This window comes from Candidatus Tisiphia endosymbiont of Micropterix aruncella (assembly GCF_965178575.1).
Taxonomy (GTDB): Bacteria; Pseudomonadota; Alphaproteobacteria; order Rickettsiales; family Rickettsiaceae; genus Tisiphia.
In genome coordinates, this window is sequence record NZ_OZ238268.1 from 1,150,918 (window position 1) to 1,163,292 (window position 12,375).

The window sequence follows — 12,375 nt, forward strand, 5'->3', positions numbered from 1 at the left end:
AATGTTTAAAGCACCATTTTTGTCTATTTCTTTAGATTGTATCTTGAATATTAGCTCAATATGGAGTTAATATGGTCGGAAGGAGTGACGCCGTTTAATTTAGATTGGTCTTTAAAGACCGAGGGAATCTTGGTGCACTCCTTCCTTGAATCGCAAAGTATAATACGAACGGTAGGATGATCCTTTAGAGATCGAATTTACAATCATGTATCAAAACTTTGCAAAACAACCACTAATTATAGGTAAAGCAAATGACTGAAAAAAGCAAGATATTTATGGGAATAGATGTTTCAAAAAATACGCTTGATATATCTATGAACAATATTCATTGTAAGATTAAAAATACAGATAAAGCTATTTCTGATTTTATAAAATCAGAAATAGCTTCTCGAAATATTGTGCTTACTGTTTTGGAATCTACTGGCGGTTATGAACGTTTGGTTATGAGGATGTTGCAACAAGCCGGGCTTGCTGTGCATAGAGCTCATCCTAATAGAGTTCACGCTTTTGCCAAGGTCTGTAACCATTTTGCTAAGACTGATAAATTGGATGCGTTATTACTTGAGAAATATGCAGCTTTTATTGCTAATGATGAGAAAGGAGACCAAATAATTTCTGTTATACAAGAAGAATTACAATCTCTAAGGAGCATAGAACGTAATATAGAAGAAGATATACATGCTAATCAATGCAGAACAAAAGTTGCATCCGAGAAGGCCAAGAAATATCTCGAGGAAATACGTCAATTCGGGATAAGGATTAGTAAAAATGCTTTAGCTATAACTAATACAAGATTTTGGATATGTATAAATTGCATTTCTGTGAATTCATACATTAATTGCTCTTCGTAGTGTATATATGTCTGCTATTTTTACTAATCCTTATCCCGAATTAACGTGAAATGATAAAGTGTGGCAAAAAACAGCTTGAGGAAATTAGAAAAGATATAAAGGCTGCCATAAAGGAAGATAAGAGTTTAAAGGCAAAAAATGATTTGCTGATAAGCTATAAAGGTATAGGCGAAAAAACAGCTAGTGTTTTGCTAATAGAACTGCCAGAGCTTGGTGTGCTGAGCAATAAGGAAATTGCAAGCTTAGTTGGACTCGCCCCAAAAACAAGCCAAAGCGGTCAAAAAACTAATGGGGCTCATATTAGAGGCGGCAGGTTTTTTGTTCGAAAAAGCTTGTATATGGCTGCTTTAGTAGCGATGCGTCATAATGACAAAATGAAGGCATTATATGAACGTATGACTAATGCTGGTAAAAAAGCAAAGGTCGCTTTAGTAGCCGTTATGCGTAAAGTAATTATTTGTTTAAATTCTATGGTGAAAAATAATAAAATTTATGAATACTAATCTACTTTTTTTCTTGACTAGCAAGACGGTAGATTCCCGCCTACGCGGGAATGACATTGTTTCATCGTATATGTCCCTAGGCTATTAAACCGATGTCTTACATCAATACTTGAGGTAAATTACATCGAACTTCCGGTTAATTTTAAGGCAATGCCTTAAAACTTGATCACGGCGTTCTAATATAGCATTAAGGTAAGAATTATTTAAAAAATCAGAACCTTTTGCTGCTGTAAAAATCTTTCTAAGAATAGGTAAGTCTAATTTTTTTATAGCTTTTATAGTGTCGTCATAACATTGTGTTGGATAAGATATTATAAAACTGTTATCAAATGCATGATACTGAATCCATAGGCTATTTTGATAAATAACAAACCGAAAAGGGTAGTTATAAGACTGAAAATTTTTGTAAAAGGTATTAGGTATTTGTTTTTTAAATCTTTGTTTTAGATTTTCTTCATTAGGGAGATCAATAACCTCTGCTTTATTAAAAGGAAATGGTTTATCATAATCATTGGTATTTAATTTATCACTATACAGTACTCTAACAAAAGGAAGTTCACCAAGCTTAACATATTGGCGATTACGAATGCCTGAATTATCTATTGCAATAAAATATGTTTTATTAGTATCTTTAAATATTAATAAATTATGTGGTCCAGAATCCCACTGCCCAAAAACAAAGTAAAAAGTTCGTAGGTTCATTTGATCTTCTATGGAAACCTCTTGAAGAGCTTTTTCATACTTTTCAGGTACTAAAGGATCAATTTTAGTATCAATGTAAAGTTGTAAGGATCCTGTCATTCCATTAATTTTACGCATTACTGTTGGAGGAATATGAGGGAAACCTAAAATTAGAGAAGCTTGATATGCTGCTACTTCAGCTTGTGCATCTCCTAAATCATCTGCAGGTAATTTTTTAAAAACAGCTTTTACCTGATCATCTAAAGTAACTAAAAAAACTTCTCCATTGAATTCCACTTTTTTACCTTTCTCCGTGAGAAATTTTCTCATAGGTTCTATATGGTGTATTGTAGATGTTTTAAGCAATTTTGAGATATCAACTTTTTTCCATGTTTCTGGATGGTTAAATGGGGTGGCATATACAAAATGTATAGTTAATAAGGATGGTAGAATCACATAGAAGGAGATTAATAATATTCTAGAAATTTGCATATAATTTTATTAGTTGATATTTTTTAATTCAAAATCTTTTTCTATTTTGTAGAGCTTCCTTGGCTATATCGAAGTCGCTAAATGGTAGTTTTTTATTACCGATTATTTGATAATTTTCGTGACCTTTGCCGGCAATCAGCAAGATATCATCTTCTTGTAAATTATTTATTGTTTCAGTAATTGCAATTTTTCTATTATTTATTTCTATATATCTATTAGTGATAGCTATAATACCTTGTATAATTTGCTGCCGTATGAATTTTGGGTCTTCATTCCTTGGATTATCGTCAGTGATAATAACTCTATCTGCAATTTTTGCAGCAACTTGTCCCATTAATGGTCTTTTACCACTATCTCTATTACCCCCACAGCCAAAAATTACTTTTAATGAACCCCTATTTGAGTATATTTCTGATTTTATTTTTTTTAGTTCTAGCAAGCTTTTTTCTAAGGCATCTGGAGTGTGAGCGTAGTCAATAAAAATATTGCTATTAGCTACTCTCTCTAAACGTCCTTTAACTGCTTTAATTTGTGGTAATTTCGATATAACTTGTTCAAAAGGAAAGCCAGTCAAATGCACCATCATAACGGCAATCAGCAAATTGGTTGCTTGAAAACTACCAACTATATCGGTAGTAAAATTATATTTCTGCCCGTTATAAGTACAAATTGTGCTGTTGATAATTTTCAGATCACCATTCATACCAACGGTTAAAAATTTTATATTACGTTCTTGTAAATAACTTTTGATATAATCTAATTGTTCTATTTCCGAGTTTAATACAGCAACTCCTGCCTGCGATAAATTATCTGTAAATAATTTTAGCTTGGCTAAAAGGTAATAATCCATATTTTTATGATAGTCAAGATGATCTTGACTAAAACTAGTAAAGCAGGCAGCATCTACTTTTATACCATGTAATCTTTCTTGATCTAGACCATGGCTGGAAGCTTCAAAAGCTACATATCTTATATTATTCTTAGCTAGATTATGTAAAATATGTCTGAAAGTGACAGGATCAAGGGTAGTGAGGGCAGGGGACTTATCTAAAATCTCTTGGATGGGTGTTAAATCGAAATTTTCAGGACATTCTATACCGATAGTACCAATAGAACAGCTGGATGCTCCTAGCAATGTGTATAGCTGTTTGCAATAGGATACTACCGAGGTTTTACCGTTAGTACCAGTAGCAGCTACCATATATTGTGGTAATAAAGGGTAGAGAATATTAGCAGCTTGGCTTAGTGCCACCCGTGCATCACTCACAAGCGTTATATGTACACCATTAGCGATAATGTTAGGGTTTTTCAAACTTTCAGCATCATCGGTAACAATGAATTTTACTCCTTTGTTTATTACATCATCAATAAACTTATTACCATCCGAACTTGCTCCTTTAATGGCGAAGAATAGACTAGTTGATTTAACTAGTCTAGAGTCGCAACATAAAATATTAATTATCTGCATAATAATATGTTATTTAAATGTTGTCACTACCATATTACAGTTCCCCAAAGGCTTGATCTGCGGTGTGGAGTTCTATATTGTCTGCAGTAGTGTCTTTTAAGGGCAAATCAAACTCAGTAGCGAAAGCGGATTTTTCTTCATTAGTGAAACAGTCTTCTGAGACTAATGTACGCTTCCAAATTTCAAGAAACATTTCAGGTGAGCAAGCTTCTTTAAGATCTTGTAAATAAGTACGCTTTTCAAGAAAATTCAAAACCGGGAAGAAGCTCGAGCTATCTAATAAAACATGTTTAGGCAGACCTCTATAACTATCTATGGTAACCTGCTGCAGCTCTTTATCAGAATAAAGATGCCATAATTCAGGCATTAATATGGTTTCTTCTTGATGAAAATGCAGAAGATTGTTAGACAAAAACTTATCATATAAGGAGCAGATATGGCAGCCCTGTATAACCCGTTCTTCATCATCCACTGTTTTTATCGCATTTTCAAAAATCCCCTGAAACTCCATCAGCTCATCTTGCTGGTTGAAATGCTCTTGTTCAACATGTTTATGCACGGTTGATCCTTTTTTATTAAACAGTGGGGTAAAATATTTTTCTTCTTTTTGTGCATGCATTTTTAGATCAAATACAATATTATCAAAAGAATCTTTAATACTAGTTACAGCTACTATTTTTCGAAAATCTGTTTTACCTAGCTTCTCTCCGAACTGGTACAGCTCCTTACGAATGAACTTATGTACACTTCTATACAAATCATATCTTGGCATTTGATTATACTCCTTAACTAAATTAAAGGTTTACATTCTACATAATACCGACCCCATTGTAAATTTTTTTACAGGAATATTCGGCATTGCCCAATAACTATAGATAGAACTCTAAATTTAGTAGATATTTTTAGTAGATATTTCCAAAACAAAAGCAGCAAAGGTAATTTTTAAATAGTTAAATAATTTTTGCAATTTAAATATAGCCTAATTAGTTTTTATGTGTATGTTTACCACGTATATACTCAAATCATTTGAGTATATTATCGTCTACCAACTCTTGAAATCATAGCAGTATATAGTAGCCCATGTAAAGTTAGTAGATAATTTGTTAACAAGAAATTTAGGGTTTCTTATGCAAAAAAAAGATATATCAATTCTAATAGGTAATGGTCTAGATCATTTTGATACGGCTATTTATGGTTTTATTGCTCCAATCTTAGCAACAATCTTTTTCCCCAAGAGTGATCCTATAGTTGCTTTGATCTTAACATATAGCGTATTGACAACTTCCATAATTACTAGACCAGTTGGTTCGGTAATTTTTAGTATAATTGTAAAAAAACGTGGGCCAACATTAGCTCTATCTTACTCATTAATAGGCGTTGCCATTACCACTATATCAATAGGATTTATACCAACTTATCAAACGATTGGCTGGTTCTCACCGTTGATGTTGACCATTATTCGAATGATACAAGGAATTTTTGCCGAAGGAGAATGTGCTATTGCCAAATTATATATTTTAGAAAATAAGGTACAGACTAAAGGCATACAAGCATCTTATCTATACCAACTGTCAACAATGTTTGGCATTATTATTGCCTCTTTTGTAAGTACCATTCTAATTAGTTCTAATCATCATGAATATTGGCGTTTATGTTTTATATTGGGAGGAAGTACTGGGATTGTAGGGGTTTATCTTAGACGTTATTCCAATATGTTTCAGAATGTAATAAAACAAAAATCTTATACTTTACATACGATATTGAATAATAAGTGCAATATTCTGCGTGTGTCTATAGTTAGTGGCTTTTCCTATATGACATATGTGATACCTTTTGTCGTGATGAATAGTTTTATACCTCTTATTACCTCTATATCTTTGGAGATGATGATGACTTTTAATACAATCTTATTAATTATAGATGCGGCAATGATTCCAATAATAGGGTCTTTGGTTAAGAAATATCGTCCTGCAAATGTAATGATCATCAGTACTAGCATTTTATTTATTAGCATAGTACCGTTATGGTTATATATGTCTGATGCTTCCTTATGGTATATTAATTTTGTCCGTTTATGGATTATTACGTTAGGGGTAACTTTCTTATGCCCACTAAATTATTGGCTTAATAGCTTATTCCATGGCTCAGATAAATATATGCTGGTCAGTATTGGTGATGCTTTAGGCACTTCAATATTTGGACGATTTACCCCTGCAGTGTGTATAGCTCTTTGGCATTTCACTGGCTCTTCTATAGCCATAGGAGTTTATATTGTAATGATTACTTTAGTTACCATATGGGCGGTGAAGAGTATACTCAAATGATTTAAAGAATTGGAGAAGTGCTACTGAATAATAAATATCAATCTATTCTAATTTTACAGTCTAGTTCTTTGAATACTCCTGTTTCTTTCCATAAGCTCTTATTTCCTATAACATAGATAACTTCTTTAGCACGTGTAACTGCTACATTTAAGATATTAGGAGATCTACCTGCCCATATCCGAGTTTGATTTTGGTTTGGTGCTTGAGCCCCTAATACTAGAATTACCGCTTCAGCTTCTCGTCCTTGTACAGTGTGTATTGTTCCAATTCGTTCATTAAGCCAAAGATTCGTATCCGTAGTTATCCAAGAATCTAAAACATGATGATCTTTTATAATTTTGCGTAAATTACCTGCAACAAGTTTAAAAGGGCTTACAATATATAGATTTGGGAATATTGAGGCACTCTTTAATTTATATAATAGTTCAACTACCTTTTTTCCTTCTTCTAGACACCATGTATCTAGTGCTTGACCTTGAACATCAAACCACATAGAAGGACCAAGACAGTTACGTATTGGAGAATTGTTGGGACTTTTTGCTTGTACCATTAAATTTTCGTAGGCAATTGCATTGGAAATACTAAACATAGGATCTGCACAACGCCTATGAACCAATAAAGGTACACCGACTAAACGACTTCCTTCTTTGGTATTAAATTCAGAAAAATATGAAGTTACAGAATCTGATAGGGTTTGAACTGATGCTTCTGGTGCATTAAAACGATTTGGGTCTACCAAAAATTGTTCACAGATACTTTTTGTTAAATTGTTAGGTAACGTAACCACTGGTTCTATCTGTAAAGGATCACCTGTAACTATAGCACGTTTTGTTCTCATTATAGCTCCTACAGCAGCTTGCGGCAGAGCCTGTCCAGCTTCGTCAATAAGAAGCCATCCAAGAGAATTTGTAGGGAGATCTTTTAACATTCTTCCTATAGATGCAAAAGTTGTTGATACACTAGGTACTACAAGGAAAAAAGATGACCATAAATCTGGCAAAAGTTCCACGGTTTTTTTATCTATTTCACTAGAAGAGCCACCAAAATTTCTCATCAGAACTCCAAGATTGTGACGTAAAGGTTTTGCTGCTGCGTCTATAAAAGCTTTATGCAGCTTTATAGCAGAAATAAATACCTCATCGCGTAAGGATTGTGTTTGCGTGTCACACCATGGGGAAACTATATGCCTTTCTTCATGGGATTTTGAAAATAAATTATTATCAATAAAATGAGATCCAAGTTTGTTAGCAAATGTAGGTACAATTCTTTTTACATAATCAAAATGAACAAGTTTTTGGCTTTCTTTATGGGCAATCCTTTGCCCTTCTTTTTGCCAAGCACGAAATGAAGGAGTATTTAGAATACGCCAAATAACATGTGGTTTTGATTTATAATGTTCTAATAAAAGTTCTTCTAACGTTCGCCCCTGTTCTGATCCACTTTCTAGATTTGCTAAATCTTGAACTAGATTTTTTATTTCTTGTAATTCAGAGAGTCTAGTTTGGCTTGCTTGTAATACATGTTTAAAATCTGTACTAGCTTGTCTCCAACGTTTTAAAGCATCACTGTGATTATGTGGGGGATCACTTTCTTCAATAATTCTCGGTTTTCTACGTTCAAGGATTTTGCCGGTTTTTGGATCTTTAATTTCAAATATCTGTGGCATTCCGCTTGCTTCTGCTAAATATGTTAAAAACCCAAAATCATTATTCCACCAAAAATTTTTACTAAAATTATTACAATTAGCAATATTTCCAAGTACTGCTGAAATCAAACCCCAACTTTTGCATCCAAATACTAAATCAGATAGAACTGTAAAATAACGCAAATCATTCGCATCGTTTGCAATAGCTTTTAAACTAGGTAACTCAGCACTAATATTTTCAACAGCCTTATTGTTAGAGGATGCAATTAATATTTCAAAACCTTTTAGACTCTTATCTAATTTATAGAGATTTAACCAACTCTGTCCCGTTTTTATTTTGTGTCCTGAATCGGTAAAAGCTTTTTCAGGATCAGCAAACTTCAGTAACGCTTCTGCTCGCTCTGTGACTAATTTTGCAACAATATCACGTAATAAAGTTGTTTTTCCTGTTCCTGGTGGTCCATTAATTGCAAGAATTCCACTGTCTTTTAGTTCAGTCATGGATAAATTAACTACAGCCTGTTGAAGTAATACTAAAGGATGTCGTCCTAATCCAGGCCATCTTGCTGTAGGAATGTTTTTGGGAGAAAGAATATTTTGTAAAACAGAAGGATCTAGGATATTATAACGCTTTAATGGGATATTCACACCTAAATACTGCAAGAGGTTTGTTTGAACATTTGGCTTTTGAATTAAATTACTAGCTTTAATTAGATCATTTAGGTAAAAGCTGTTAAGTAGTAAAGTTTTAGTAGGGGTATCTTTTTTACTTGATTCATAACTCTTGATAGCAAATTGTTTATTTATTAGCATTTCTGCTGGTATCTCAAAAGTATTAGTAAGGTAATTATGAGCCTCATCTATTACTACTTTATTCAAGGGAAGCTTTTGACCATTTTTATCTCTTTTACACAAAATTGTTTCAAGAGCTATTTCAGTATCTTTTTCAGTTGATGACCATTTACCTAAGTTTTTAAGATTTCCTTTTAAAGCTTGAGGAACACCCCATGCAAAACTTGAAATATTAACAGAACTATCGTTTTTAATAAGATGACCATATTGATCTACAATAATTACACCCATAATGGCTTCCCCTGATACATATTTTGCTTCTACATTTGTGTCACCATATTTTTTAGTTAGAGTGGAAAATACATTCTTAAGATTAATTGAACCTATTATTATTTGATAGAATAATTGGAGATAAGGAGGCAATTTTTCACCGCCATTCTCCCAAGGTAGTCTATTATCTAATAAAACAACTAATTCTTTATTTCCTCCTACTAGGTCTTCTGGTTTATTAAATGATTGAGGCGTTAATATTTCCAAGACAGTCCAAGCTGATAAAACGTCACATGCTTCTTGCGTAGTTAATTTTTTCATTTTATTAGCAATTTAATGTTCTAAGAAGTTCGTTGAGTTGTTTTTATGAAATCGTTCTTTCATCCACATTTTAAATGCAGATTCTTGAGCATGTATTTTAGAGGTATATCCTTGGTAGTGGATACCAAATCTTGCTATATTCCATCCTGGTGACCATTGATAAACGGTAGCTTCTAGTATTGGGTTATAGTAATTTCCATTTCTACTAAGATGCCACCTATTGCGTACGGAAACTATATGCCAAACATATAGTCGTCGTATAAAATATTTGATTACTTGCCACACTTCAAATATGAAAAATAAGATATACTGGAAAGCAGCCTTTATAATTTCTTGAACTTTTTCACTCATCTCTCTAATCACTTTCCAAGTTTTTGTATTAAACTTCTTACATAACTTTATTACACAGTCCATTTTCAGTGTATTACTAAAACCTGAGAACACTAAGTTATTTTTCAAGTTTTTGGGAAAAATATTAGTAGAAAATGTTAAGGAGAGGTTTTTTTGTTACAAAATAGTCTTAATTACAAATTGCTTAATAATTGGTAGTAAATTGATCATTTATAAGAGAAAGAAACTTTGGTTGTTTTTGTTCCTCGTATTCCTTTAAGAAATCATACATACCGATTGGCAGAAAATTTTTATGTGCTAGGTTGCTAAATTTCTTCCAATGGAAAGTTAAGTGTTGTTCCTTTGATATTACTTCTTTATTTTTAGATAGGCTATGTGAATGTACTTTAAATACAAAAGACTGTTCATGGAATGGTTTCCCATTATTATTCCAAAGATTTTCTACCACTCCTATAAAATCGTTGATTATAGGGTTAGATATTTCAGCTTCTTCTGCTAGTTCTCGTGATAATGCTCTGTAAATTGTTTCTCCATACTTAACATGTCCTCCTGGAAGAAATAGATGTTTACCACTATTTGCTACCAATATATAGTCGTTATCTCTTATATAAGCCCTTGCTATAACATGAATTTTATCCATCATCACATCTTCATACTACAATATTTACTATTTTTGAGGGTATTATGATAATCTTTCCTTTTTGCCAAAGTTCTCCTGTAATATAATTATAAATCAAAGGTTTGCTGGTAAATCTCATTTGCTGGTAAACCTATAGCAGTTATATCAAATTTAAGAGATGGAGTTACTTTGCTTTCTGCATTGTGGATTCTAAAGTTGATGCTATAACCACGGTTAAATACGATGGTTTTTGAATATTGACCACCATTCTTATTGTTTATTGCATTAATACATGTTGGGTGCTTTGTACGTTTGATAGATAAGGTATTATTTAAATTAAACCCTTGTACAATAACCCGTTTTTTTCCTTCTCTAATGATTTTGTAAAAATCAAAACGTCCAACGATAAAAGATATAATTGTCTTGCAAAGTTCAATCTCTTTTATCTCGCTGATGGCACACACTCTACTTATTTCATTGCTCCACGCATCCAATATCGGCCAATAAAAGCGAGATGGTTTATTAATAACATCCCTCCATAATGCAGTTCCATTAGAATCGTTTTTAATTTTAGCTAACTCATCAAAGATTGTTGTGACAATGAGCCAATATTCATCACTACAGCCAGAGTCATCAATACTCCATTCTTTAATAAAGTTAGCTGTTCTTGATAACCTTGGGTGTTTTAAGGCTTTGTGATTATTTTTACAAGATATGCCGAATGTTTTGCCATTTATTGTTATCAACACATCTCGTACATCACCCTGCTTACCTGCAGTATCACTATTAAATGAAATTAATCCATTGTTACCGGATTCAAAGAAGACCTTTTCTTTCAACATAATATGTTCGATGGCGATAGTAGCTGCATTCAGGAAATCAGATTTGTCCCTATCTGCTATTTCATAAAATGCTTTCTCATTAATTTCTGAATAGGCATTTTCTTCAATTGACATATTTGTTTGTAATTTAAGTACTAAGCCTACCGCCCACTCAAAAGCTCTGCCATTATTTGTTTGCGTAGCCATTTATACCCCCAAGTCCTTTCTAATTGATTTGGCTACCCAGTACGCCAAATTTACTGGTACAGCATTACCAATCATTTTATAGCCGTTTCTGATATTGGTATAAATGAACTCATAATCATCTGGAAATGTCTGAATTCGTGCACATTCTCGGACTGTTAATCTTCGATATTTGTTTTCATGACCAGGAGCGAATTTTCTTAACTCTTGTCCATCAACTTTTATCATTTTAGGAGCTTGTGGATGGAATGGAATATGTCTATCTGTTGCCAAAATAGTAAATGATTGTTCATCCCAACCTCGCACTCGATTTCTCGACATAAAAATTGGGGAATAGCCTGAATCAATTAGCTCATGATTTTTAACTTCTCTAGTTGTTCCAACTTTTAGATTAGCTAGGTCACCTATCACTTGTTTTAAAGTGGTTTTATTTCCCAAAGGTTTAGGAAATTCAAATTTTTTGTTCAAAGATTTGTGATAACCAATTATAAAAACTCGCTCGCGATCTTGGGCTACACCGTAGTCACTTGCTTTTAACAACTTCCAACTAACCTCATAGTCTTCTTTTTTGAACATATCTATGATATTCATAAAGGATTCAATATTTCTTGAATGGATTATTCCATGAACATTTTCTGCAACACAAAACTTTGGCTGTACATGCCTAATAACCCTGATATATTCGTGAAATAATTGACCTCTTAAGTCATCAAGTCCACGCTTGGCACCAGCTTCTGACCATGATTGACATGGCGGTCCACCAATAACACCTGTTGCACCAAGTGGAATATCTTCATCTGGAATATCCAAAATAGAACGCCCATCAAACTTTGATTCAGGAAAGTAGTTTTGATAAGAAGGGGCAATTGTTTTATCATACTCGTTTGCCCAAATTGTCTTGAACCCAGCTTTTTCAAAACCAATATCCATACCACCTGCACCAGCAAATAATGAAATAAGAGTAATGTTTGAGGCAGATTCTTTTTGTTTTGCTGTTTTAACTGTAGCATTTTTATTGACATTGTATTTCATC

Annotated in this window: 9 protein-coding genes and 2 pseudogenes; 3 read left to right on the forward strand and 8 right to left on the reverse strand. The window is 33.0% G+C overall.

Features of this window, described 5'->3' with window-relative positions; all coding sequences use genetic code 11:
- Positions 1–251: 251 nt before the first annotated feature.
- A pseudogene (locus ACN1AG_RS05695) lies at positions 252–734 on the forward strand (IS110 family transposase); the annotation flags it as partial.
- Positions 735–898: 164 nt separating this feature from the next.
- A pseudogene (locus ACN1AG_RS05700) lies at positions 899–1,354 on the forward strand (transposase); the annotation flags it as partial.
- Positions 1,355–1,456: 102 nt separating this feature from the next.
- On the opposite strand, the gene ACN1AG_RS05705 reads toward ACN1AG_RS05700, so the two are convergent.
- The 3 genes from ACN1AG_RS05705 to ACN1AG_RS05715 are packed head-to-tail and all read right to left on the reverse strand — an operon-like array spanning position 1,457 to position 4,767.
- Positions 1,457–2,527 (reverse strand): hypothetical protein, encoded by a 1,071-nt coding sequence (locus ACN1AG_RS05705; protein ID WP_417904655.1) that lies wholly within the window; start codon positions 2,525–2,527, stop codon positions 1,457–1,459.
- Between the two features lie 28 nt (positions 2,528–2,555).
- Positions 2,556–3,995 carry a UDP-N-acetylmuramoyl-L-alanyl-D-glutamate--2,6-diaminopimelate ligase gene (locus ACN1AG_RS05710; RefSeq protein WP_417904656.1) on the reverse strand — a complete coding sequence of 480 codons (1,440 nt, stop codon included), beginning with the start codon at positions 3,993–3,995 and terminating at the stop codon, positions 2,556–2,558.
- A gap of 34 nt (positions 3,996–4,029) precedes the next feature.
- Positions 4,030–4,767, reverse strand: a complete 738-nt coding sequence (locus ACN1AG_RS05715) for a hemerythrin domain-containing protein (RefSeq protein ID WP_417904657.1) — start codon at positions 4,765–4,767, stop codon at positions 4,030–4,032.
- 355 nt (positions 4,768–5,122) lie between these two features.
- Between ACN1AG_RS05715 and ACN1AG_RS05720 the strand changes: the two genes are divergently transcribed.
- On the forward strand, positions 5,123–6,319 hold the full coding sequence (locus tag ACN1AG_RS05720) for an MFS transporter (RefSeq protein WP_417904658.1): 1,197 nt from the start codon (positions 5,123–5,125) through the stop codon (positions 6,317–6,319).
- Positions 6,320–6,356: 37 nt separating this feature from the next.
- Here the strand turns inward: ACN1AG_RS05720 and ACN1AG_RS05725 are convergent, their stop codons facing one another.
- The 5 genes from ACN1AG_RS05725 to ACN1AG_RS05745 all read right to left on the reverse strand — a co-directional run bounded on the left by ACN1AG_RS05725 (position 6,357) and on the right by ACN1AG_RS05745 (position 12,374).
- Positions 6,357–9,347: an AAA domain-containing protein gene (locus ACN1AG_RS05725; protein WP_417904659.1), complete on the reverse strand. Its 2,991-nt coding sequence runs from the start codon at positions 9,345–9,347 to the stop codon at positions 6,357–6,359.
- A gap of 12 nt (positions 9,348–9,359) precedes the next feature.
- Positions 9,360–9,806 carry a hypothetical protein gene (locus ACN1AG_RS05730; protein WP_417904660.1) on the reverse strand — a complete coding sequence of 149 codons (447 nt, stop codon included), beginning with the start codon at positions 9,804–9,806 and terminating at the stop codon, positions 9,360–9,362.
- A 76-nt stretch (positions 9,807–9,882) separates the two neighbouring features.
- Positions 9,883–10,341, reverse strand: a complete 459-nt coding sequence (locus ACN1AG_RS05735; RefSeq protein ID WP_417904661.1) for an NUDIX domain-containing protein — start codon at positions 10,339–10,341, stop codon at positions 9,883–9,885.
- A gap of 83 nt (positions 10,342–10,424) precedes the next feature.
- On the reverse strand, positions 10,425–11,345 hold the full coding sequence (locus ACN1AG_RS05740) for a HaeIII family restriction endonuclease (RefSeq protein ID WP_367364127.1): 921 nt from the start codon (positions 11,343–11,345) through the stop codon (positions 10,425–10,427).
- The gene (locus ACN1AG_RS05745; protein WP_417904662.1) at positions 11,346–12,374 is read right to left on the reverse strand and encodes a DNA cytosine methyltransferase; all 1,029 of its coding nucleotides are present in this window, start codon (positions 12,372–12,374) and stop codon (positions 11,346–11,348) included.
- Position 12,375 lies beyond the last annotated feature (1 nt).